Genomic DNA, 22,887 nt, shown 5'->3' on the forward strand with positions numbered 1-22,887 from the left:
ATGACCACGACCATCCGGCCCCCCGAGAGCGGGACCACCGGCCCCCAGCGCCGAGCCGCGGCATCCGACGCCCTGACCTTCCGTCAGCGCCTGTCGCGCTTCGACGTCAAGGCGAGCCCGTACTTCTACGTCTCGCCCTTCTTCATCCTCTTCGCCCTCGTCGGCCTCTTCCCGCTCGGCTACACGCTCGTCGTGTCGATGCACGAGTGGGACCTCCTGAAGGGCCAGGGCGCCTACGTCGGCCTCGACAACTTCGTCGAGATCCTCGGCGACTCCATGTTCTGGAACTCGATCGGCAACACGATCAGCATCTTCCTGCTGTCGTCGATCCCGCAGCTCGTCGTGGCGCTCGTCATCGCCTACCTGCTCGACCAGGGCCTGCGCGCACCGACCTTCTGGCGCATGAGCGTGCTGCTGCCCTACATCGTCACCCCGGTCGCCGTGGCGATCATCTTCTCGAGCGCGTTCAACGAGGCCGACGGCCTCGTGAACAACATCCTCAACGTCTTCGGCATCCCCGACCAGCAGTGGAAGCACGACACCTTCCTCAGCCACATCGCGATCGCCACGATGGTGAACTTCCGCTGGACCGGCTACAACGCCCTCATCCTGCTCGCGGCGATGCAGTCGGTGCCGCGCGACCTCTACGAGTCCGCCGCGATCGACGGCGCCGGAGCCGTGCGCCGCTTCTTCTCGATCACCATCCCCTCGATCCGCCCGACGCTCATCTTCGTCATCATCACCGCCACGATCGGCGGCCTGCAGATCTTCGCCGAGCCCCGCCTCTTCGACGTGTCGACCGCGGGCGGCATCGGCGGCAGCGACCGCCAGTTCCAGACCACCGTGCTCTTCATGTGGGAGCTCGCCTTCTTCCGACGCGACTTCGGCGAAGCGGCCGCCGTCGCCTGGCTGCTGTTCCTGCTCATCGTCGGTGTCGGCCTCATCAACTTCCTGATCTCCCGGCGCATCGCGACCGGCGGCGACAAGCCGACCCGCCGAACCCGCCGCGCACGCGAACGCGCCACCCGAGGAGGAGCGGTATGAGCACCCTGACCCCCGAACCCATCCCCGCCGTGATCGTCGACGACGTCGAACCCGACCGACCGGCGCGGCCCCGCTACGACGACGGCAGCGGCGCCCCGGGCCGCCGCCCCCGACGCGCGATGGGCACCGCCGGAATCGGCAGCCGACCGGGCTTCCTCACCTACGGCCTGCTCGCCGCGTTCATCATCGGCGGCGCCTACCCGCTCTGGTGGTCGGTCGTCGTCGGCAGCGGCACGAACGCCACCCGCGGCGAGACGCTCCCGCTCGTTCCGGGCGGCAACTTCTTCGCCAACGCGGCCAAGGTGCTCGACGCGATCCCGTTCTGGCTCGCCCTCGGCAACTCGATCGTCATCTCGGCGATCATCACGCTCTCGGTCGTGACCTTCTCGACGCTCGCCGGCTACGCGTTCGCGAAGCTCCGCTTCCGCGGCCGCGACGGGCTGATGGTCTTCGTCATCGCGACCATGGCGATCCCCACGCAGCTCGGCATCATCCCGCTCTTCATGGTGATGCGCGAGCTCGGCTGGACCGGCACCATCGGCGCCGTCATCGTGCCGACCCTCGTGACGGCGTTCGGCGTGTTCTTCATGCGCCAGTACCTCGTCGACGTCATCCCCGACGAGCTCATCGAGGCCGCACGCGTCGACGGCGCGAACCAGATCCGCACCTTCCTGAACGTGGCCCTGCCCGCGGCCCGCCCAGCGATGGCGATCCTCGGACTCTTCACCTTCATGATGGCGTGGACCGACTACCTGTGGCCGCTCATCGTGCTGAGTCCCGCGAACCCCACCCTGCAGACGGCACTCAGCCAGTTGCAGTCGGGGTACTACGTCGACTACTCGGTCGTGCTCACCGGGGCGGTGCTCGCCACCATCCCGCTGCTCGTGCTGTTCGTCATCGCGGGCAAGCAACTCATCTCGGGAATCATGCAAGGAGCTGTGAAGGGTTGAACGTGAATCACGCGTCGTTCCGACGGAACTGGCCGGCCGACTTCATCTGGGGCTCGGCGACCGCCGCGGCGCAGATCGAGGGCGCCGCGCACGAGGGCGGCAAGGAGGATTCCATCTGGGACGCGTTCGCCCGCGTGCCCGGCGCGATCGCCGGCGGCGACACCCCCGACCGGGCGGTCGACCACTACCACCGCATGCCCGAGGACGTCGCGCTGATGCGCTCGCTCGGCCTCGACTCCTACCGGTTCTCGACGAGCTGGGCGCGCGTCGTGCCCGGTGGCCGCAGCGTCAATCAGGAGGGCCTCGACTTCTACTCGCGGCTCGTCGACGAACTGCTCGGTGCGGGCATCCTGCCCTGGCTCACGCTGTACCACTGGGATCTCCCCCAGGCTCTGCAGGAGCGGGGCGGCTGGGCGAACCGCGACACCGCATTCCGCTTCGCGGAGTACGCCGAGGCCGTGTACGAGTCGCTCGGCGACCGCGTGACGCACTGGACGACGTTCAACGAACCGCTCTGCTCGTCGCTCATCGGCTACGTCGGCGGCGAGCACGCGCCCGGCCTGAACGACCCAGAGGCGGGTCTGGCCGCCGTGCACCACCAGCACCTCGCGCACGGTCTCGCCGTCGAGCGGCTCAGGGGCCTCGCGGATGCCGCGGGGCGCGACATCCGTCTCGGCATCACGCTGAACCTCACGAACGCGGTGCCGAACGATCCGGCCGACCCCGTCGATCTCGAGGCCGCCCGGCGCATCGACGCCCTCTGGAACCGGATGTACCTCGAGCCCCTGCTGCTCGGCGCGTACCCGAGCGACCTGCTCGCCGACGTGCGCGAGTTCGGGCTCGACGCGCGCGTGCTCCCCGGCGACCTGCAGCAGATCTCGCAGCCGATCGACTTCCTCGGCGTGAACCACTATCACGACGACAACGTCTCCGGGCATCCGCTGCCCGCGGGCACCGCGCCGTCGCTGCGACCGACCGACCGGCCCGGCCGTTCGCCGTTCCCGGGCAGCGAGCACGTCTCGATGCCGTCTCGCGGCCTGCCGCGCACGGCGATGGACTGGGAGGTCAACCCCGCCGGCCTCACCCGACTGCTCGTGCGGCTGGGAGCTGAGTACCCGAATCTGCCACCCCTGTACGTGACGGAGAACGGCGCCGCCTACGACGACGACGTCTCCGACGACGGTGCCGTGCACGACGCGGAGCGCACCCGGTACGTGCTCGACCACGTCGACGCCATCGCCGAGGCGATCGAGCAGGGCGCCGACGTGCGCGGCTACTTCGTCTGGTCGCTGCTCGACAACTTCGAGTGGGCCTGGGGCTACGAGAAGCGGTTCGGCATCGTGCGGGTCGACTACGACACGTTCGAGCGCACGCCGAAGGACAGCGCGCACGCATTCGCGGCACTGATCGTGCGGGCGAAGAGGCAGCTCGCCGCGACCACTATCGTGGGGTGAACCGGAGCACGAGAAGGGGCCCATGATGACGGGGAGCATTCCGGCCGGCCACGCGCCGACCCTCGAGATGGTCGCGGCCCGCGCCGGCGTCTCCCGTGCCACGGTCTCCCGGGTCGTCAACGGGTCCCCGAAGGTGAGCCCCGAGGTCACGGAGGCCGTGCAGGCGGCGATCACCGCCCTGAACTACGTGCCGAACCGAGCCGCCCGCTCGCTCGCGAGCCGGCGCACCCAGGCCATCGCGCTCATCGTGCCCGAATCGGCGGCGCGCGTCTTCGACGACCCGTTCTTCGCCTCGATCGTGCAGGGTGCCGCGCTCGCCCTGGCGGGCACCGAGTACACGTTGAACATGCTCATCGAGTCGGAGCTCGACCCCGACAAGACCCGGCGCTACCTGCTCGGCGGCAACGTCGACGGTGCGCTCGTCGTCTCGCACCACACCGGTGACCACTCGTTCGCGCACCTCTCGCGCTCGCTGCCGCTCGTCTTCGGCGGGCGCCCCCTCGGACCCGAGGAGTCGAGCGGGTACACCGTCGACGTCGACAACGAGCACGGTGCGGCGGCCGCAGCGCAGCACCTCGTCGACACCGGGCGCACCCGCATCGCGACGATCGCCGGCCCGCAGGACATGCCGCCCGGGGTCGATCGACTGCATGGCTTCACCACGGTGGTCGCACGTGCCGGGCTCGCCGACGACCTCGTCGACTTCGGCGACTTCACGGCCGCCTCGGGTGCTGCGGCCATGCACCGGCTGCTCGAGCGGGCACCCGATCTCGACGGCGTGTTCGCCGCGAACGACCAGATGGCGATGGGCGCCCTCTCCGCACTCGCCGATGCCGGGCGCTCGGTGCCCGACGACGTCGCCGTGGTCGGCTTCGACGACGACCGCTACGCCGCCACCGCGATGCCGCCGCTCACGACCGTGCGGCAGCCGTCTTCGGAGATGGGCGCCGAGATGGCGCGCAAGCTCGTGCGTCTCATCGCCGGCGAAGACGTGGAGCCCGCGACGATCCTGCCGACCGAGCTCGTGGTGCGCCAGTCGGGCTGAGCGGGGCGGCATGCGCGCCGCGGCGCTTCAGCGCCCGGTCGGCCCCTGCTCGAACACGACCCCCGCGACATCCGTGAACCGGCCCTTCATGACCGCGATCGCCTCGGGGTTCTCGTCGACGAGCACGAAACGGCGGCCGAGCGTCGCGGCGACCGCGCCGGTCGTGCCGGACCCCGCGAAGAAGTCGAGCACCCAGTCGCCCTCGCGGGTCGAGGCCTGCACGATGCGGCGGAGGATCCCCTCGGGCTTCTGCGTCGGGTAGCCCGTCTTCTCGCGACCGGTCGGCGAGACGATCGTGTGCCACCACACGTCGGTCGGCAGCTTGCCGAGCTCGGCCTTCTCGGGCGTCACGAGCCCCGGTGCCATGTACGGCTCGCGGTCGACCGAGGTCGAGTCGAACCAGTACGCCGACGGGTTCTTCACGTAGACGAGGATCGTGTCGTGCTTCGTCGGCCACTTGCGCTTCGCCTTGGCGCCGTAGTCGTAGGCCCAGATCAACTCGTTGAGGAAGCTCTCGCGCCCGAACAGCGCGTCGAGCAGCACCTTCGCGTAGTGCGCTTCACGGTAGTCGAGGTGCAGGTACAGGGTGCCGTCGTCGGCGAGCAGCCGCCACGCCTCGACCAGCCGGGGCTCGAGGAAGCCCCAGTAGTCGTCGAAGCGGTCGTCGTAGCGCAGCAGGTCGCCGCGGATTCGCTCGTAGCGCTTGCCCGCGAACCCGGTGATGGTTCCGGATGCTTCGGGCGCCGCGTCATCCGTCGGCGGGACGCGCACGTGGCGGGTCGACTGCCGCGTCTGCGCCCGGCCGGTGTTGAACGGCGGGTCGAGGTAGATGAGCGTGAACCGGCCGTCGGGCAGCGTCGGCAGCACGGCGAGGTTGTCCGCATGGATGATGCGGTCGGGTTCGTCGCTGCTCACCCGTCCAGTCTGTCAGTCCGGCCGCGGGCACGACGCGGACCGGGTCGTGCCCGCGTCGTGCCCGACGTCGATGGCTGCGTACCGCCGGGCTCAGTGCTCGTGCACGTGCGTGCTCGCGGCGCCGCCGACGACCCCGACCGGGTCGAGGTCGGCCGGCCCGATCGCCTCCGCGAGTGCGCCTGCGGAGTACACCGTCTCTCCACCGACGATCGTGAGCTCGGCGTGCTCGGCGAGCAGCGCGGCCGGGTCGTCGTCGTGCACCGTCAGGTCACCCGACCACACCGCGAGGTCGGCGAGCATGCCCGGTGCGATTCGGCCGAGCGAGTGCTCGAGGTGCCACGCCCGGGCCCCGTGAACGGTGTACGCCTCGAGCGATCGATCGATGCCGACGCGCTCGGCGATCGTCCAGGCGTCGGCACCGTCGAGTCCGGCCCGCGTGGCCGCAGAGTAGAGCCCCACGAGGGGATCCATCTCGCCCACCTGCCAGTCGCTCGAGAAGGCGACGGTCGCGCCCGATTCGAGCAGGCTCCGGAACCGCCAGGCGCGATCCCACCGCTCTTCGCCGACGTTCTCCATCCAGGTGCCCGCAACCAGGTCGGGCGAGCAGTGCCGCGGTTGCATCGCCGCCGTCACGCCCAGCTCGCGGAAGCGCGGCAGATCGTCGGGGTGCAGGCATTCGACGTGCACGATGCCGTGGCGCCGGTCGTGGGTGCCGTTGCTGCGCGCCGCCTGCTCGATCGCGTCGAGGGCGAGCCGGATGCCGCCGTCGCCCGTTGCGTGCGTGTGCGTCTGGAAGCCGAGCCGGTCGAGTTCGCCGATCACGCCCACCAGCTCTCGATCGGGGTAGCTCGGCCGCCCGCGCACCCCGGGCCGGTTCGCGTAGTCCTCGAGCATCAGGGCCGTGTGCGGCTCGATCACGTCGTCGGCGTAGAGCTTGACCGGTCCGAGCCGCAGCCGGTCGTCGGCGGGCGCGGAGTCGACGGCCTCACGCAGCTGCGCGCGGAACGCGGCATCCGCCCCGACCGGGTGGAAGAGCGCCGCGATGACGCGCGAACTCAGTCGGCCCTCGGCGCTCGCACGGGCGAAGAGACCGAGCTCGGCGAGCGGCACCTGCGGTTCGACGACGGTCGTGATGCCGAGCGACGTGGCCATGTGCATGCTCGCGCAGAGCTTGCGGTAGCGGCGTTCGGGCGAGTACATCGGGATGTCCCGCTGCAGCGCCGCGAGCCCCGGCCCGGTCATCGCGCTCGTGTAGAAGTCCGTCACCCAGCCGGTCGGCTCGCCGGTGCGGGTGTCGCGTTCCGGCCGCCCCCACGGGACGTCCGCCCCGTCGGCGATGCCGAGCACGCGCAGCGCGGCGCGGTTCAGCCAGACGGAGTGCTGGTCGTACGTCGTGACGAAGACCGGCCGGTCGGTCACTCCCTCGAGGTCGGCCGCATTCGGCCGCCGACCCTCGACGATCGAGTACACCGCGTTCTCGGCGCAGACCCAGTCGAGCTCGGGGCGACGCCCCGCGAACTCGGAGATGCGGCGGCGCACCTCGGCGAGATCGTGAGCTCCTTCGAGCGAGACCGCGTCGGCGTCGAAGCCGAGCAGGAGGTGATTGTGGCTGTCGATGATGCCGGGAGTCACGAGGCGACCCGTCGCGTCGATCGTTCGGCGTGCCGCCGGGGCATCCGCCGCGGTGCCGACGTAGGCGATGCGATCGCCCTCGACTCCGACGGCGTCGGCCCAGGGCTGCGACCGATCGAAGGTGCGCACGCGCGCCCCGGTGATGAGCAGGTCGATCGTCACGCGTCGCGCCCTTCGCCTGCCGCGACCGGGCTGCCGTCGAGGTCGTCGGGGTCGTCGGATGCATCGATCAGGTGCAGCACGCCCGGGCGCTGCCGGAGGTAGAGCACGAAGTACAGGTAGCCGGCGGCGACGATGCCGAACGCGATCGCGAGGCTGAGCCACTGCGCCGGATCGAGGATGCCGATCACGAAGATCGTGATGATCGCGATGAGCGCGAGCACGGGCGGCGCCGGCCAGAGCGGCATGCGGTACGTGCCGGCGGCAGCGGGCGAGCGCCGCACGACGAACGCCGCGAGCGCGATGAAGCCGTAGCTGAAGGCGAGGGTCGAACCGGTGGCGTTCAGCAGCACGTCGAAGGGAACGAAGCACGCCGCCAGCGCGATGACGCCCATGACGATGGTCGCGGCCACCGGCATGCTGGTGCGCGCCGACACGCGCCCGAGCGACCGCGCGAGCGCAGCCGGCATGGCCTGATCGCGGGCGGCGGCGAAGAGCAGCCGGCCCGACTGCAGGGCGATCGCGATGATGGCGTTGATGATGGCGAGCGCGATCGCGATGAGCACGACGACGGTCAGCGTCTCACCGGCACGGGCGGCGAGGAAGCTCTCCACCGGCAGTCCGGCGCCGAACAGCTCCTCGAGCGAGTCGGCGCCGAGCAGCACGGCGGTGAGCGGCACGAGCTCGGCGATCACCGTGATGACGGCGCTCCAGAGCACGGCCCGGGCGATGGCGCGCTTCGCGTTCTTCGTCTCCTCGGCGAAGTAGACCGCGCCGCCGTAGCCGTTGTACGAGAAGATGCCCTGGGTCACGGCGAGCACGAGGCCGGCGATGCCGAGCGGCGCGAGCCCTCCGGTGGCCGCATCGAGTGCCTGCGGGTCGAGGAGGTCGGTGATCGGTCGTTCGATGTGCACGAGTCCGAGCACGGCGAGGAGGGCGAGTGCCGCGAGCTCGATGAAGAGGAACACGCCCGTGACCCACGCATTCGTGCGGATGTTGAAGCATGCCGTGACGGTGGCGAGCACGATCACGATGAGCGCGGTCGCGAGCGGGTCGAGACCGGCGAGCGCGAAGCCCAGGTAGTCGGCCACGCCGAGCGCGAAGATCGCGATGATGAGCGGCAGGCTCACGAGGCCGATGAAGAAGACGGCCGCACCCGAGGCCGGTCCGAGCACCCGGCTCACGAGGGAGTAGTCACCGCCGGCGATCGGGTGTCGCGACGCGAGCTCTGCGTAGCAGAACGCGATGAGGATGCTGATCACGCCGGCGAGCGCGAAGCCCCAGAAGACGCCGGTGCCGTAGCCCGCGAGGGCCGCGCCGCCGAGGATGAAGACGCTCGAGGCCGGCGAGATGCCCGAGAGGGTGATGAGCACGTTGCCGCCGACGCCGAGCGAGCGCGAGAGCTGGCCGCCGTGCGTCGTCGTCGCGGCGGTGTCGAGGGCGGGTGATGCCGGGGCGGCGGTGCCGCTCGGGGGGTTCGGCTTGGACATGCTTCGATCTCTCTTCGTCGGGGGATGCGGTGCATTCAGGTTTTTTGACACTAGAGTCAAATAACTCATGCAGTGTTGCACGCCGATCGGATAGTGTCAACGGCATGGCACGACCGAGCACCCAGGAAGCACGACGGGCCGCACTGATCGAAGCCACGTACGCGGCCGGGCGCACCCACGGGCTGCGCTCGCTGTCGCTGACGGATGTCGCGGCGCAGGCCGGCCTCACCCGCGGCGCGATCCTCTACTACTACGAAGACCTCGACGCACTGCTCGTGGAGGCGCACGCAGCCGGCGTCGAACGCTTCTGCGACGCGCGCGACGCCACCATCGCCGACCTCGCCGATCCGCGCGAGCAGCTCGCAGCGGCGATCGACGCGGGCCTGCCGAGCGGCCCCGACGACGCCCTGATGAGCCTGCTCTACGAGTTCGACGTGCTCGCCGGCAACTCGGCACTGCACGACGAGCTCGTGCAGAAGCTCTACCTGCGCCAGCTCGAGACGTACCGGGGCATCATCGCGGCGGGGCGCGCCTCGAGCGCCTTCTCCCCCGGGCTGCCAGACGACGACCTCGCGATGACCTTCGTCGCACTCGAAGACGCCTACGGGTTGCACATCGTCGGCGGCAACGCCCTCATGACCGTCGAGAAGGCAGCCGCCGCGATGCGCGCTGTCGCAGCGGAGCTCGGCTGCCCACCCCTCGGGTAGCTCAGCGAGCCGACAGGGTCAGTCGCGGTCGACGTCGAGGCGGATCGTGCCGCGGAAGCGGTCGGCGCCAACCGGCGCGGGCCGCGAGGCATCCGTGCCGTCGTCGTCGAACGCGATGCCCTTGTCGCCGTCACCCGGAATCGGTGCGGGAACCGGCAGGCGGCTCTGCCGGTCGAGCTCGACCTGCGCCTCGTGCTTGCGCGGCGCGAAGACCTCGTCGCCGATCATCATGACGCCGCCGCCACCGCCACCGCGCTTGGTCTTGTCGGAGAGGTCGATCCAGCCGCGCCGCACGGCGAACGCCACGAAGGCGCCGACGACCGCGGCGATGCCGAGCCAGATCCACCAATCCACCCGGCGAGTCTAACGGGGATCGCTGAGCCTTCCTCGCACGGGTGTGGACAGGGGCCGGCGGGCTCAGGGCACCCGGTAGAGCCACTCCCGCGTCGAGAACTTGGACTCGACGAGCGCCTCGGCCTCGGCGAGCTCGTCGGCGGACACGGTGCCGGGGGTCGCCCCGTAGAGCGTCGTGAACGTCTGCTTCAGGCTCTCGATGACGGCCGCGCGCGACAGCCCGGTCTGCGAGCGGAGCGGGTCGACGCGCTTGGCCGCCGAGGCGATGCCCTTGTCGCTGATCTTCTCGCGCCCGATGCGCAGCACCTCGAGCATCTTCTCGTTGTCGAGGTCGTACGACATCGTGACGTGGTGCAGCACGCCGCCCGAGCCGAGTCGCTTCTGGGCGGCGCCGCCGATCTTGCCGAGCGGGCTCGCGATGTCGTTGAGCGGCTGGTACGTCGCCTCGATGCCGATCGCGCGCAGCCCCTGCAGCACCCAGTCGTCGAGGAACGCGTAGGAGTCGGCGAAGCTCATGCCCTGCACGAGCTCGCCCGGCACGTAGAGGGAGTACGTCACGACGTTGCCGCGCTCCATCATCATCGCGCCGCCGCCCGAGATGCGGCGCACGACGTCGAAGCCGTACTTCTCAGCACCCTCGGGGTCGACCTCGTTCTTGACCGACTGGAAGCTGCCGATGACCACGGCCGACTCATCCCATTCCCAGAAGCGCAGCGTGGGCTTGCGGCGCCCCTCGCCGACGCGGGTCGCGAGCACCTCGTCGAGGGCGAGGTGGGTGCGCGGCGGCACGGCCGCGTCGTGCACGATCTCCCATTCGTAGTCGGCCCAGCTCGTGGCATCCGTCATCGCCCGTCGCACGGCAACGGCGATCGCCTCGGCCGAGAAGCCGAGCATGACGGCGTCGTGCCGAAGGCCGGCGGTGATCGCCGCGGCGATCTGCTTCGCATCGGATGCCGCGGAGAGCCCCGTGAGCGCGGCATCGATGTCGCCCAGCGCCTCGTCGGGTTCGAGGAAGAAGTCGCCCGCGACGCGCGGGTTCACGATCACCCCGTCGCGCACCTCGAAATCGACGACCACGAGCTTGCCACCGGGCACCTTGTATTCACCGTGCATGCGGTACAGCCTACGGATGCCGGGCACGGATGCGGGAGCCTACGATCGAGGGGACGGCAGGGGGCCCGAGATGACGACGTTCTACCTGGCACGCCACGGCGAGACGACCTGGCACGCCGACCACCGGTACGCGGGAAATTCGGATGTCCCGCTGACGCGCCACGGTCTCGGTCAGGCCGCCGCACTCGGCGCCTGGGCCGTCGACGCGCAGCTCGACGCGATCGTCGCCTCGCCGCTCAGCCGTGCGCGGCGTTCGGCCGCGCCATCCGTCGAGACGACCGGCCTCGCGCTGCGCATCGACGACCGCCTCGTGGAGATCGACTTCGGCGACGGCGAGGGGCTCACCCCGACCGAGCTCGCCGAGCGGTTCCCCGAGGAGTGGGCGGCGTTCTGCCGTGCCCCGGCGTCGAACCCGTTCCCGGGCGGCGAGCGCGGCCGCGACGGCATCGCCCGCGCCCTGCCGGTCTTCGACGAGCTCGTCGAGGAGTTCCCCGACGGGCGCGTGCTCATCGTGGCGCACGCGACGCTCATCAGGCTGCTCTTCTGCGACCTCGCCGGCATGGACCCCGACGGCTACCGCGACCTGCTGCCGGTGCTCGGCAATTGCAACATCACCACGATCGTCTACCCGTGGGCGACGGAGTCGCAGGTCACGAGCCATCCGCGCATCCGGCTGCTCGGCTTCGACGTGCCGCCGGGCCGCGCCGCGATCTGACCGCGGCTCAGTCGGTCGCGAAGCGCTCGTCGAGCCAGCCGATGAGGTCGGCACGCACCTCGGCGCGGTTCGTCTCGTTGAAGATCTCGTGCCGCGCGCCCTCGTAGACGATGAGCTCGACATCGACGAGTCCCGAGCGGTGCACGTAGGCGTTCGCGAGCTTCACCGCGCTCAGTTCGCCGCCGAGCGTGTCATCGGAGCCGACCATGATGAGCAGCGGCAGCTCGGCGGGCAGGTGCCGGGCGGGACGGCCGAGCAGGCGCAGTGAGTCGACCGTGCCGAAGAGCTTCCGCAGCGGAACCTCGGTCGTGTAGGGGTCGGCCATGAACGCGGGTGCGACGTCGGGGTCGCGGCTCAGCCACTCGACCGGCGTGGGGCCGAGGTGCTTGTGCCGGGCGTTCAGGTCGCCGCCGTTCATGTCGAACAGCGTGCGATAGGCCGTGCCGGTGAGCACAGCGCCGTCGTACTTCTCGGCGCTGCGGTTCACGATGATCTGCGACATGAGCGAGCCCCACGAGTGCCCGAGCAGCACGAGCGGCAGCTCGGGCCCTTCAGCTTCGCGGATGACGCGGCTGAACTGCTCGACCGCGTCGACCGTAGCCCGGAGCCCGCCGGGGCCGAGGCGGCCCATGCGCGTCAGGTCGCCGCCGTGCTGTTCGAACCCGGTCTGCCCGTGACCGCGATGATCGTCTGCCCAGACCGAGTAGCCGGCCGCGTTCAGCGCCTCGATGAGCTCGGTGTACCTGCCGATGTGCTCGCCGACGCCGTGCGCGAGCTGGATCACCGCGGTCGCGTCGGGCACCCGCCACGACTCGTAGTGGATCCGGACCCCGTGCTCATCGGTGAAGGTCGCCATGCCGACATCATGGCAGGCCCCGCCCGCCCGCGTCAGAGCGCCACGGCACCGATCAGGTTGACCTTGACGCCGATGCGGTCGAGCATCGCCACCTTCGCCGCGAGCGCCTTGTCGGCGGTCTCGGCGTCGGGCGCGTATACGAGCTGAGCGTGGTTGGCCTTGTGCCGAGCCATGAACTGGTCGCGCGAGACGTCGTGCAGCACGACGTGCGCGATCGGCCACTCGGGATTGGTCGCCTGCTTGCGCCGCTCGGTCTCCTCGGCCGGCAGCTCGACGACGGTGGCGCGGAAGACGTCCGCCTGCAGGATCCCGTCGGCGATGAACACCCGAGAGAGCACGATCTCGCCGGGCTTGGACACTCCGTTGATCGTCGCTCCGCCCGCCGGGAAGAACACCGGGCCCTGGCGCCATCCCTCGGCATGCTCCCAACCGCCGAGGTGCGAGGCCGGCACCGAGCCCGAGATCTCGTACACCCAGACGAACTCGCCGTCGTGCTCCTCGCCCCAGCGCACGTCGTGCAGGGTGTTGTCGGGCACGAGGCCCATCGCGGTCCAGACGCGATCGGTGATGAGCGCGTCGACGGCGACGCCCTCGTCGGCTTCGTTGAAGTGCGGGAACGCGCGCCCGGCGTACAGCTCGCGCGAGCCGTCGCGCGAGAACACGGGCGGCCGCTCGGTCGAGTTCAGCACGCCCTCGGCGAGGTCCGACGCGGGCACGAGGTCTTTCAGACCCTGCTGGTACTGGATGCCGACGGCGTCGAGGCCGAAGTCGTCGGAGATGCGGAGCGCGGCGATGTACATCTTCATCTGCCAGCGCACCTGCTCGACCGTGAGCTCGGTCGCGTCATCCGTGCCGAAGCGGAAGGTCATGCCCCGTTCGACGAGCCAGTCACGGGCGGCATCGGCCTCGGCGTCGGGCACCGTCAGCATCTCGGCGTAGAGCGCCGACTGCGAGAGCCGTTCCTTGTAGATGCCGAGCGGGTTCAGCAGCTCGTCGTCGAAGACCGCGTTGTACATGCCCATGCAGCCCTCGTCGAAGACGCCGATGATCGCCTTGTCGGCGAGCAGCTGGTCGCCGAGGGCACGGCCGAGTCGTACTTCAGGGGTGTCGGGCAGCTCGGGCAGCGGCCGCACATGCGAGGCGTCGTGCGTGATGCGACCTGTCTCGACCCACTCGCGGAGCCCGGCGCGGAACCACGCGTCGGTGAAGTCGACCGACCAGATCGTCGAGTACGGCTTGCCCATCTTCGTCAGGCCGGCGTTCAGGCCGAGCAGGCCCACGAGCCCCGGCCAGTCGCCCGCGAAGTTCGCGACGGTGAGGATGGGGCCGCGGTGGGTGCGGAGCCCGGCGAGCACGTGGTGCGAGTACTGCCACACCGCCTCCGCCACGATGAGCGGGGCGTCGACGGGGATCGCCTTGAAGACCTCGAGCCCCATGCGCTGGCTCGAGATGAAGCCGTGGCCCGTCGCCGGGTCGACGCCGTTGGCGCGCACGACCCGCCAGCCGAGCTCGTCGAGTGCCGCCGTGACATCCGCCTCCATCGCCGACTGGGTCGCCCAGCCCGCGGTGTTGGCCGATTCGCGCAGATCGCCGCTCGCGATGAGGAAGGCGGTGTTCGGCGTCGCGACCGGCCGTTCGACGGTCGCGGGCAGGGTGTAACTCGTCATCGTGTCTCCTGGTGTTCGTGGTCGTCGGCCGCCGTGCGGACGGTGTGGTCGTCGCCGGCGGTCAGGTGCAGTGCTCCGGATGCCTCGCGCCCGCGCAGCACGATGCGGTCGACGTCGAGCACGCCGCCGTCGAGGTGCAGCGTGAGCTCGTCGCCGTCGATCTCGACGCGCCCCCACGCCCCACCGGTCGTGAAGAGGTAGCGGCCGTCGGAGCTCGGGTCGAACGAGAGCGTGCGGGCCGGGGCATCCCATTGCACGCCGCTGAATGCGAGCAGCAGTGCCCAGGACGCGAGCGAGCGGGCGTAGTGGTTGCCGCACTCGATCTCGTTCCACGGGTTCCGCACGGTGCCGTCGTAGCGTGCGCGCAGCGTGCGCTCGACGAGGAGCGCGTCGTCGACGAGCCCGGCGTAGACGAGGCTGGCGGCGACCTGGTGCTCGATGCCGGTCCAGACCTCGTCGGAGTAGACGAACGGGATCGCCGGTCGTCCGCCGCGCGGCCACGACGCGAGGAGCAGCCCGCCCTCGTCGTTCAGTGCGTAGACCCGCTGCGTGCTCTCGTGCTCGGTAAGGTCGGCTCGGTGGTTGTGCCCGACGATCGCGCGGAGGGCACTCCGCACGTGGTCACGGGGCAGGATCTCGCCGAGGCCGTTGACCGAGGCGTGGAACTGGCCGAGCAGCTGATCGGAGAGCACGCCGTCGCCGTACTGGTAGCGGTGCGCGTCGACATCCTCGATGACCTGGCGGTAGTACTCGCCGTTCCAGAGCACCGCCTCCATGCCCGCGGCACAGCGCTCGGCACGCTCGAGCCAGTCGCTCGCGCGGTCCGTCTCGCCGAGGTGGGCAGCCATGCGAGCGCCGGCGCGGAGCGCGGCCAGGAACATGCCGTTCGCGAGCGGCTCGATGCCGTGGAACTCGATGTCGTAGGTGTTGTGCAGCTCGCCGTCGAGCAGGCCGTCGCCGTCGCTGTCCCACTCGCGGATCGCGTAGTCGAGGGTGCGCACCGCAGCCGGCCAGAGCTCGCGGAGGAACTCGTCGTCGCCCGAGAACCGCCATTCGCGGTGCAGGCGCAGGAACGTGCCGAGCTGCCCGTCGACCGCCGGGCCCATGAACCACGACGGACCGCCGAAGACCCGGTTCGAACGGAACTTCTGGGCGCCCACAGCATCCGTCTCGAGCAGGAACTCGACCCGGCGCGCACTCCGCTCGAGCGACGGGAAGAGCCATGCCGCCGTCTGCGCGTACGACCAGACGTGGGTGCAGGTGCCCTCGCACGAACCGCTGTGGTCGAACGAACCCTCCCATGCGGCGAACACCGGTCCGGCGCCGAGCTCGGGATTCGGCTGCTCGACCACGAAGCACGTCGTCGAGCGCAGCGCCGCGACGTTCGCGCCGACGGCGTCGGCGATCACGGCGTCGAGGGTTCCACCGTAGAGCGCCTCGACGAAGGCGCGCGTCGCCGCCTCGAGGGCGGGCAGCTCGCGATGCAGGTGGGATGCTGCGGCCCAGGCGTCTGGCCAGAGCGTGGCATAGCGGTTGCGCACGACCCCTGCGGGGTCGGTGTCGCCGAAGACGATGTGGCCGTACCAGCCGCGTCGGCGATTCGGAAAGCTCCAGGAGAGCACGAACTCGAAGTCGCGCTGCTCCCCCGGCGCGAGCTCGTGCACGATGCCGAGCGTGCCGGTGCGCAAGCGCGGAAGCTTCTCGAAGACGGCCTCCTCCGTCATCGGCGCGCCGTCGTCGGAGTCGGCGAACAGGCCGCGGGGGCGATCCTCGAGCGTCAGCCGCGGCTCGGGTTCGAGCAGGCCGTCGTCACTGAGGTCGCTCCAGAAGAGGCGCGGCCCATCGGGCCAGAACCCGGTCACCCATTGGGGCTTCGCCGTCGTCGAGGCATCCGTCGTGGTGAGGCTCATCGTGCCGTAGCCGAAGTCGTCGTCGGGCAGCCCGATGCCGAAGTCGAGCCCGCGCACCGCGCCGTCGTCGCGCCACTGCACGGTCTGCGCGGCGCGCATGCCGTACGGGCCCTCGCCTCGACCCGCGGTGTGGGTGAGGGAGCCGGCGATCGTGACCGCGACGGGCACCTCCGCGGGATTCGTCACGCGGTAGCGCAGCACTGCGGCCGGGATGCCGGAGGCGTCGGCGTCGAGCGGCACGAGCGGCGTGAAGGCGGTGAGCGACACCTCGACCGGCAGCACCTCGTCGTCGAAGTCGATGTCGACGACCGGGTACTCGCCGTGCATCGTCGCGCCGGCGAGGCGCGGCAGCCCGGCGAGCCGGTCGAAGCCGTAGCCGGCGTCCCAGTCGTGGCGGCCGGTGAGCTTGGCCTCGAGCACCCGGGTCACTGCGGCGGCGCCCTCGGGTGCCGCGTGGATCGCGAAGAAGCTGTTGGGGTTCAGCCGCCCCTTGTCGGGCAGGTTCTCGAGCTCCCAGTCGCGCAGTTCGCCGCGGGCGCCGATCGAGACGTTCCCGGTGCCGATGCCACCGAGGGGGAACGCGGCGCGTTCCGCGGTGTGCGGGATCCCTCGTGCTCTGCGGGTCATCGCGCGTCCTCCTGGTCGTGATCGTGGTGTTCGTCGTCGTGCTCGAGGTCTTCGCTGCGCTGCGCCGCCGCGAGCTCGTGCACGAGCTCCTTCGTCACGGCGTAGAGGCGCAGGTAGCGATCGAAGAGCACGTCGTAGTCGGCGGCGACCTCGGGCCGCGGCCGGATCGTCGTCGCGACGGGGTTCCAGTCCGCGATGCTCGGCGGCGCTGCCTCGGCGGTCGCGGCCGCGGCGAGAAACGCCGCTCCGTAGCTCGCCCCGATCGTCGTCTGCGGCACCTCCTGCACGAGCCCCGTGACATCCGACACGATCTGCAGCCAGAGCGACCCCTGCGTGCCGCCGCCGACGGCGACGATGCGACGGATGTCGGCGCCTGCGGCGCGCATCGTCTCGACGTTGTGCCGCACGCCGAGCGCGGTCGCCTCGAGCGCGGCGCGGTAGAGGTCGCCTCGGGTGTGGCTGAGGGTGAGCCCGGCGACCACGCCGCGGGCGTCGGGATCGAGGATCGGCGTGCGTTCCCCCGCGAAGTAGGGCAGCATCACGAGGCCGCGCGCGCCGACACCGGACTCGGCGGCCTCGGCGAGCAGGACCGGGAAGTCGGCGTCGGTGAGGTCCTTGAGCCAGCTCGTGAGCGCACCCGAGGTCGCGAGCCCGCCGGCGAGGTTGCGGGTGCCGGGGAAGGCGCCGACCGTGGTCCACATCGACGGGGTGCGCAGCGTCTCCTCCCCTGTCGCGATGAGGAACATCGTCGTGCCGTACATGAGCATGAGGTCGCCGGTGCCGTGGGCGCCGACGCTGACCGCCTCGGTCCATGCGTCGATCGTGCCGGCGATGACGGGCGTGCCGGCCGGGATGCCGGTGGCGTCGGCCGCGGCACCGGTGACCGTGCCGACGACGTCGCCGGCCCACGCGAGCGGAGGCGCCTCAATGCCCTCGGCGAAGCGGTTCCACCACGGCTCGTGCCAGGTCTCGGCCTCGATGTCGTAGAGCGGGGAGACCTGGCTCGCCGACTGGTGGTCGAGCACGTAGGCTCCGGTGAGCCTGCGGGCGAGCCACGAAGCCGGCATGAAGAGACGGTGCGCCCGCGCGAACGCCTCGGGCTCCTCGTCGGCGATCCAGCCGATCTTCGGTCCGCCGGCCTGCGAGGTGAGGGTCGAGCCGCCGACCCTCGTGATCGCGTCGACGCCGAGCTGCTGCGACATCCGCTCGATCTGCGCCGCCGCCCTCGTGTCGACGCCGTACAGGATCGCCGGACGCACCGGTTCGTCGTGTTCGTCGGCCAGGAGGATGCACGGGCCCATGCCGCTGACGCCGACGCCGGCCAGCTCGATCTCGAGACCGAGACCGGATGCCTCGGCCAGCAGCCGCCGCGAGAGCTCCACGAACTCGTCCCACCAGATGCGGCCGTCCATCTCGACCCAACCGGCGCGTGGGCGCTGCACCTCGTGCGCCACAGTGGCGGTCGCGATGATCTCGCCATCGGCCGCGACGAGCACGCCCTTGCTGCTCGAGGTGCCGATGTCGACACCGAGCGTGCATCGCTTCGGCATGGCGTTCCTCCTCGATCGCGGCCGGTGGGACGTCGTCGGCAAGTCCGCGACGTCGTCGACGGCCACTCTATGCGAAATCGATTTCATGATCAATCGAAACGATGCAATCGACGTGGGGATCCGAGGAGACCCCGGACGCGGCGTTCGATACACTCCACGCGTGGAGAGCCCGATAGCTGCCGTGGCGTCCGTCGCAGCGCACGCGATCGCCGAAGTGCTCGGCGTCGAGCCCGCAGGCGTCGACCCGGTGATCCGGGAGTCGCGCTTCGCGGACCTGCAGAGCAATGCCGCCCTGTCGCTCGGACCCGCGCACGGCCTGCGCCCGCGCGACCTCGCACAGCAGATCGTCGAGCGGATCCCGGTCGACGGCCCGATCGCGCGCGCCGAGGTGACCGGGCCCGGCTACGTGAACCTCGAGCTCTCCACCGACTGGATCGCGGAGCGGCTCTCCTCGCTCTCGGTTCCGGAGCGGCACGACGCCACGGGTCGACGCATCGTGATCGACTACTCCTCGCCGAACGTGGCCAAGGAGATGCACGTCGGCCATCTTCGAACGACCGTCGTCGGCGACGCCCTGGCGCGGATGCTGGAGTGGAGCGGGCACACCGTCATCCGCCAGAACCACATCGGCGACTGGGGCACCCCGTTCGGCATGCTCATCGAGCACTCGCTCGACCTCGGGCTCGGGCCGGCGGACCTCGATCGGATGGCCGACGACCCCAATGCGTTCTATCGGGCGGCGCGCGCGAAGTTCGACGCCTCACCCGAGTTCGCCGATCGCGCTCGTCGGCGCGTGGTGCTCCTCCAGGCCGGTGATGCCGCCACGCTCGAGCGCTGGGCAGAGCTCGTCGACGCGTCGAAGGCCTACTTCCGGAGGGTCTACGGCAGCCTCGACGTGTCGCTGACCGACGAGCACCTGGCCGGCGAGAGCTCCTACAACGACGAACTCGCGGGCATCTGCGCCGAACTCGAAGCGCTCGGCCTCGCCCGCGTGAGCGACGGCGCCCTGTGCGCCTTCCCCGAGGGATTCACCGGGCGCGACGGCACCCCGGCCCCGCTCATCATCCGGAAGCGCGATGGCGGGTACGGCTACGCCACGACCGACCTGGCGACCATCCGCCACCGCGCACTCGTGCTGCGGGCCGATCAGGCGGTCTACGTGATCGGCGAGCCGCAGGCGACGCATCTGGAGATGGTCTGGGCCGTCGCCCGGGAAGCCGGATGGCTCCCGCCGACGACCGAGACCGTGCACGTGAAGATCGGCAACGTCGTGGGCGCCGACAACAAGCTGCTCCGCACCCGGAGTGGAGACGGCGCCACCCTGGCCGGTCTGATCGACGAGGCGTACCGACGAGCTGCGACGGCCACGGATCGAGAGCACGCGATCGAGGACGACGACGAACGCGGACGTGCGGCCCGCGCGGTCGCGATCGGCGCGATCAAGTACGCCGACCTGTCGGTGCCGCACGACACCGGCTACATGTTCGATCTCGACCGGATGCTCGCCCCGGTCGGAAACACCGGACCCTACCTGCAGTACGCGGTGACCCGGGTCCGCTCCGTCTTCTCGCACCCCGGGGCGAAGGGGCACGATCCGAACGCGCCGATCGCCCTCGACACTCCCGAAGCACGGGAGCTGGCGCTGCTGCTCCTCGAGTTCGACGCCACCGCCCGAGCCGCGGGCGAGTCCTTCGAACCCCACCGCCTGTGCGCGCTGCTCTACCAGGTCGCGAAGCGATTCGCGGCGTTCTACGACGCCGTCCCGATCCTCCGTGCCGAACCGGCCGACCGCGACGCGCGGCTTCGCCTCTGCCGCCGGACCGAAGCCGTGCTGGTGCGAGGTCTCGACCTGCTGGGCATCAGCGCGCCGCTCCGAATGTGACCGGGATCCGCCGAGCCCGGCGCCGTCACTTCGAGGTGGTGGAACCCGCCGCTTCGCCGGCCGGCCCCGCCGGCTGCACCTCGCCGCGCAGCACGACCGTGCGCGCCTGCTGGTCGTCGCCCGCGATGCGCTCGAGCAGCATCTTGGCCGCGGTCACGCCCATGTGCCGCGCAGGCAGCTTGACGACGGTGACCGCGCTCGGGGAGAGGGTCGTGAAGGGCAGCGAGCCGACGACCGCGACCCCGAGCTTCGGCGGGGTGAGACCGTGCTCGGTCAGCACCTGGATCGCGCCGACGCCGAGCAGGTTGTTGGCCGCGACGACGGCGTCGGGCGGCTCGGGCAGGGCGAGCAGCGCCTCCATCGACTCCCGGCCACCGTCGACGCGGAAGGTCGAGTACCGCAGCAACTCGTCGGCATCGACGTCGGGGAGCAGCCGCGTCATGACCGCGCGCCAGCCCTGCGCTCGCTCGGCGGCCGTCTCGATGTGCTGCGGGCCGGTGATGCACGCGATGCGCCGATACCCGGCCTGCACGAGGTGCTCGGTCGCCGCCTGGCCCGCCGTGCGATTGGCCATGATCACGCCGTCGATGTCGTAGCCGGTACCGCGGTCGACGGCGACGACCGGTCGACCGGCCGCGCGGATGTCGTCGAGATTGGTCTGGTCGGATGCCGCGGCGAGGATCACCCCCGCCATGTGCTCGGAGATCGCGATCTGGAGGTAGGTCGCCTCCTTGTCGAGCTGGGAGTCGGTGTTGCAGAGCACGACGGAGTACCCGGCCTTCTGCGCGACGTCTTCGACCCCGCGGGCGAGTTCGGTGAAGTACGGATTCTCGATGTCGGGGATGACGAGCGCGATGACCTCGGACTCCTGCTTGCGCAGGGTGCGGGCGGTGCGGTTGGGGGTGAACCTCAACTGCTTCGCGGCGTCTCGAACCGCGGCCGACTTCTCGTCGGAGACCGCCACCCCGTTGAAGACGCGCGAGACCGTCGCCGGGGACACCCCGGCGAGTTTCGCCACCTCGTAGATCGTCGCCATGCGCCCTGCCCTGCGCCGGCTCGCGTTGACATGCCGGTGAGGCAACCTTACAGTGTTGAAATCGATTCCAGCAGCGCAGCACGTGCCGCGCCGACACGAGGAAGTGGCCGATCGTGAACGCCCCTCACCCCCAGAGTCCCGACCTCTCGTCGATCTCGGCGCTCCGGCGCCTGCAGACGCGCTCGATCTCGCCCGAGAACTTCGACGGTGCGGTCGGCGGCGGCGGCCGAGCGACCGAGGGCACCGGGGCATCCGCTGCCCGCGACCTCGGCCCAGGCTGGAAGATCTCGCCGAGCGTCGACATCAAGGCGGGCGAGACCCTCGACCTCGCGACGATCGACGGCCCGGGCAGGATCACGCACATCTGGATCACGACCCACACCGACAACTGGCGCACGCTCGTGCTGCGCGCCTACTGGGACGGCGAGGAGGAGCCCGCGGTCGAAGTGCCGTACGGCGACTTCTTCTGCAACGGCTGGGGCGTGTTCGCGCAGGTGAACTCGCAGGCGATCGCCGCGAACCCGCACGGCGGATTCAACTCGTACTGGCCGATGCCGTTCAAGGCCGGCGCCCGGCTCACGATCGAGAACACCTCCGTCGTCGACGTGCGCGTGTACTACCAGGTGACCTACGAGATCGGCGGCGACTACTCGGCCGACGGTTATTTCCACGCGCAATGGCGCCGATCCAACCCGCTCGAGGAGCTCGTGCCGCACACGATCCTCGAGGGCATCGAGGGGCAGGGCCAGTACGTCGGCACGTACCTCGCGTGGGGCGTGAACTCCAACGGATGGTGGGGCGAGGGCGAGATCAAGTTCTACCTCGACGACGACACCGACTACCCGACGATCTGCGGCACCGGCACCGAGGACTACTTCGGCGGCGCTTGGAACTTCGACATCCCGGGCCAGGGCTACACCGAGTTCTCGACCCCGTACCTCGGCATGCCGCAGGTGATCCGCCCCGACGGCCTCTACGTCAGCCAGCAGCGCTTCGGCATGTACCGCTGGCACCTGCTCGACCCGATCTTCTTTACGACCGGCATCCCGAAGGTCGACATCCAGGCGCTCGGCTGGCGCAGCGGATGGCGCTACCTCCCGCTCCGCGACGACATCGCGTCGACCGCGCTGTTCTACCTCGACCGCCCCACCGCACGGCGCCCGAAGTCGCCGACCGCCGACGATATGGAGGTGCACCTCGGCACCGCACCGGTGCCCGACATCGGGGCCATGCCGCCGCGGGCGCCGCAGGAGTGAGCGTGGCGGAGTAGGCCCGCAGGCGAGGGGGCGCGGCGCGGAGCGCGCCACCCCCTCACCGCTCAAGCGGGCTGGTCGACCCACTGCACGAGCTGCCAGATGAGCCCGTTCGGATCCGCGAACTGGCAGAAGCGCTCGCCCCATGGCTCGGTCTCCGGAGGTGTCACGACTCGGGCGCCGGCCGCCTCGATGCGCGCGAACTCGCCGTCGAGGTCGTCGACGACGAAGACGAGCAGCAGCCCCTGCCCCGCTGAGCCCGCGATCTCGCTCGGCTTGAAGGTGGACAGGCCCGTGGCCAGGAAGATCAGGTTCGTGTTCGAGTCGGGATGCCGAAGCGACACGAACCCGTCGGCCGCCATGGCCGCCTCGTAACCGAAGAAGGTCTCGGCGAAGCCCGCCGAGGCGTCGACGTCGGCGACGTTCAGCGAGAGAGCGGTCTGGGTGATGTTCATCGAGTCTCCTGTCAGTAAACCCTGTACGACGTACAGCACAGTCTACAACGTACAATGTTATGGAATATTCCGA

19 protein-coding genes are annotated in these 22,887 nt (G+C 70.4%); 8 read left to right on the top strand and 11 right to left on the bottom strand.

Translation table 11 applies throughout. From position 1 onward, the window contains the following. From JOE59_RS14285 to JOE59_RS14300, 4 genes are all read left to right on the top strand, one after another. Positions 1–1,044 carry a carbohydrate ABC transporter permease gene (locus JOE59_RS14285; protein ID WP_204461452.1) on the top strand — a complete coding sequence of 348 codons (1,044 nt, stop codon included), beginning with the start codon at positions 1–3 and terminating at the stop codon, positions 1,042–1,044. Between the two features lie 119 nt (positions 1,045–1,163). Continuing rightward, positions 1,164–1,994, top strand: coding sequence for a carbohydrate ABC transporter permease (locus tag JOE59_RS14290; protein ID WP_239561099.1), 831 nt, complete (start codon positions 1,164–1,166; stop codon positions 1,992–1,994). 2 nt (positions 1,995–1,996) lie between these two features. Next, positions 1,997–3,448, top strand: a complete 1,452-nt coding sequence (locus JOE59_RS14295) for a glycoside hydrolase family 1 protein (RefSeq protein WP_204461456.1) — start codon at positions 1,997–1,999, stop codon at positions 3,446–3,448. Between the two features lie 22 nt (positions 3,449–3,470). Further along, positions 3,471–4,493: a LacI family DNA-binding transcriptional regulator gene (locus tag JOE59_RS14300; RefSeq protein WP_204461458.1), complete on the top strand. Its 1,023-nt coding sequence runs from the start codon at positions 3,471–3,473 to the stop codon at positions 4,491–4,493. A gap of 27 nt (positions 4,494–4,520) precedes the next feature. On the opposite strand, the gene JOE59_RS14305 is transcribed toward JOE59_RS14300, so the two are convergent. From JOE59_RS14305 to JOE59_RS14315, 3 genes are all read right to left on the bottom strand, one after another. Then, positions 4,521–5,408 (bottom strand): DNA-methyltransferase, encoded by an 888-nt coding sequence (locus tag JOE59_RS14305; RefSeq protein ID WP_307837083.1) that lies wholly within the window; start codon positions 5,406–5,408, stop codon positions 4,521–4,523. 90 nt (positions 5,409–5,498) lie between these two features. Beyond that, complete coding sequence (locus JOE59_RS14310; RefSeq protein ID WP_204461460.1) at positions 5,499–7,202, bottom strand: amidohydrolase; 1,704 nt, start codon at positions 7,200–7,202, stop codon at positions 5,499–5,501. Further along, positions 7,199–8,689, bottom strand: a complete 1,491-nt coding sequence (locus tag JOE59_RS14315) for an APC family permease (protein WP_204461462.1) — start codon at positions 8,687–8,689, stop codon at positions 7,199–7,201. The genes JOE59_RS14310 and JOE59_RS14315 overlap by 4 nt, the downstream gene beginning before the upstream one ends. Before the next feature lie 104 nt (positions 8,690–8,793). On the opposite strand from JOE59_RS14315, the gene JOE59_RS14320 reads away from it, so the two are divergent. Then, complete coding sequence (locus JOE59_RS14320) at positions 8,794–9,396, top strand: TetR/AcrR family transcriptional regulator (protein ID WP_204461464.1); 603 nt, start codon at positions 8,794–8,796, stop codon at positions 9,394–9,396. Between the two features lie 18 nt (positions 9,397–9,414). Here JOE59_RS14320 and JOE59_RS14325 read toward each other — a convergent pair whose 3' ends face one another. Then, on the bottom strand, positions 9,415–9,750 hold the full coding sequence (locus JOE59_RS14325; RefSeq protein WP_204461466.1) for a hypothetical protein: 336 nt from the start codon (positions 9,748–9,750) through the stop codon (positions 9,415–9,417). Between the two features lie 63 nt (positions 9,751–9,813). Further along, positions 9,814–10,863, bottom strand: a complete 1,050-nt coding sequence (gene lplAB, locus JOE59_RS14330; RefSeq protein ID WP_204461469.1) for a lipoate-protein ligase LplAB — start codon at positions 10,861–10,863, stop codon at positions 9,814–9,816. 70 nt (positions 10,864–10,933) lie between these two features. Here lplAB and JOE59_RS14335 point away from each other — a divergent pair, with 70 nt between their 5' ends. Beyond that, positions 10,934–11,578, top strand: coding sequence for a histidine phosphatase family protein (locus JOE59_RS14335; RefSeq protein WP_204461471.1), 645 nt, complete (start codon positions 10,934–10,936; stop codon positions 11,576–11,578). Between the two features lie 7 nt (positions 11,579–11,585). On the opposite strand, the gene JOE59_RS14340 is transcribed toward JOE59_RS14335, so the two are convergent. Genes JOE59_RS14340 through JOE59_RS14355 form a run of 4 tightly spaced genes read right to left on the bottom strand, consistent with a single transcriptional unit; the run spans position 11,586 to position 18,188 of the window. Continuing rightward, positions 11,586–12,434, bottom strand: coding sequence for an alpha/beta hydrolase (locus JOE59_RS14340; RefSeq protein ID WP_204461473.1), 849 nt, complete (start codon positions 12,432–12,434; stop codon positions 11,586–11,588). Between the two features lie 32 nt (positions 12,435–12,466). After that, on the bottom strand, positions 12,467–14,101 hold the full coding sequence (locus tag JOE59_RS14345) for a fucose isomerase (RefSeq protein ID WP_204461474.1): 1,635 nt from the start codon (positions 14,099–14,101) through the stop codon (positions 12,467–12,469). Beyond that, positions 14,098–16,638, bottom strand: coding sequence for a GH116 family glycosyl hydrolase (locus JOE59_RS14350; RefSeq protein ID WP_204461476.1), 2,541 nt, complete (start codon positions 16,636–16,638; stop codon positions 14,098–14,100). Before JOE59_RS14350 ends, JOE59_RS14345 begins: the two co-directional genes overlap by 4 nt. Further along, entirely contained in the window at positions 16,635–18,188 is a 1,554-nt protein-coding gene (locus JOE59_RS14355) for an FGGY-family carbohydrate kinase (protein ID WP_204461478.1), read from the bottom strand. The genes JOE59_RS14350 and JOE59_RS14355 overlap by 4 nt, the downstream gene beginning before the upstream one ends. A gap of 160 nt (positions 18,189–18,348) precedes the next feature. Here JOE59_RS14355 and argS point away from each other — a divergent pair, with 160 nt between their 5' ends. Next, positions 18,349–20,070 carry an arginine--tRNA ligase gene (gene argS, locus JOE59_RS14360; RefSeq protein ID WP_307837084.1) on the top strand — a complete coding sequence of 574 codons (1,722 nt, stop codon included), beginning with the start codon at positions 18,349–18,351 and terminating at the stop codon, positions 20,068–20,070. A 25-nt stretch (positions 20,071–20,095) separates the two neighbouring features. Here argS and JOE59_RS14365 read toward each other — a convergent pair whose 3' ends face one another. Beyond that, positions 20,096–21,106 (bottom strand): LacI family DNA-binding transcriptional regulator, encoded by a 1,011-nt coding sequence (locus JOE59_RS14365; RefSeq protein ID WP_204461481.1) that lies wholly within the window; start codon positions 21,104–21,106, stop codon positions 20,096–20,098. A 113-nt stretch (positions 21,107–21,219) separates the two neighbouring features. On the opposite strand from JOE59_RS14365, the gene JOE59_RS14370 reads away from it, so the two are divergent. Continuing rightward, on the top strand, positions 21,220–22,362 hold the full coding sequence (locus JOE59_RS14370; protein ID WP_204461482.1) for a glycoside hydrolase family 172 protein: 1,143 nt from the start codon (positions 21,220–21,222) through the stop codon (positions 22,360–22,362). 62 nt (positions 22,363–22,424) lie between these two features. On the opposite strand, the gene JOE59_RS14375 is transcribed toward JOE59_RS14370, so the two are convergent. Then, complete coding sequence (locus JOE59_RS14375) at positions 22,425–22,814, bottom strand: VOC family protein (protein ID WP_204461483.1); 390 nt, start codon at positions 22,812–22,814, stop codon at positions 22,425–22,427. Between the last annotated feature and the right edge of the window lie 73 nt (positions 22,815–22,887).

The organism is Agromyces cerinus, from assembly GCF_016907835.1.
Classification (GTDB): Bacteria; Actinomycetota; Actinomycetes; order Actinomycetales; family Microbacteriaceae; genus Agromyces; species Agromyces nitratus.

Coding starts and splice junctions, on each gene's coding strand:
- JOE59_RS14285 (WP_204461452.1), top strand. CDS start 1: ATGACCACGACCATCCGGCCCCCCGAGAGCGGGACCACCGGCCCCCAG.
- JOE59_RS14290 (WP_239561099.1), top strand. CDS start 1,164: ATGGGCACCGCCGGAATCGGCAGCCGACCGGGCTTCCTCACCTACGGC.
- JOE59_RS14300 (WP_204461458.1), top strand. CDS start 3,471: ATGATGACGGGGAGCATTCCGGCCGGCCACGCGCCGACCCTCGAGATG.
- JOE59_RS14315 (WP_204461462.1), bottom strand. CDS start 8,689: ATGTCCAAGCCGAACCCCCCGAGCGGCACCGCCGCCCCGGCATCACCC.
- JOE59_RS14320 (WP_204461464.1), top strand. CDS start 8,794: ATGGCACGACCGAGCACCCAGGAAGCACGACGGGCCGCACTGATCGAA.
- lplAB (WP_204461469.1), bottom strand. CDS start 10,863: ATGCACGGTGAATACAAGGTGCCCGGTGGCAAGCTCGTGGTCGTCGAT.
- JOE59_RS14335 (WP_204461471.1), top strand. CDS start 10,934: ATGACGACGTTCTACCTGGCACGCCACGGCGAGACGACCTGGCACGCC.
- JOE59_RS14340 (WP_204461473.1), bottom strand. CDS start 12,434: ATGGCGACCTTCACCGATGAGCACGGGGTCCGGATCCACTACGAGTCG.
- JOE59_RS14345 (WP_204461474.1), bottom strand. CDS start 14,101: ATGACGAGTTACACCCTGCCCGCGACCGTCGAACGGCCGGTCGCGACG.
- JOE59_RS14350 (WP_204461476.1), bottom strand. CDS start 16,638: ATGACCCGCAGAGCACGAGGGATCCCGCACACCGCGGAACGCGCCGCG.
- JOE59_RS14355 (WP_204461478.1), bottom strand. CDS start 18,188: ATGCCGAAGCGATGCACGCTCGGTGTCGACATCGGCACCTCGAGCAGC.
- JOE59_RS14365 (WP_204461481.1), bottom strand. CDS start 21,106: ATGGCGACGATCTACGAGGTGGCGAAACTCGCCGGGGTGTCCCCGGCG.
- JOE59_RS14375 (WP_204461483.1), bottom strand. CDS start 22,814: ATGAACATCACCCAGACCGCTCTCTCGCTGAACGTCGCCGACGTCGAC.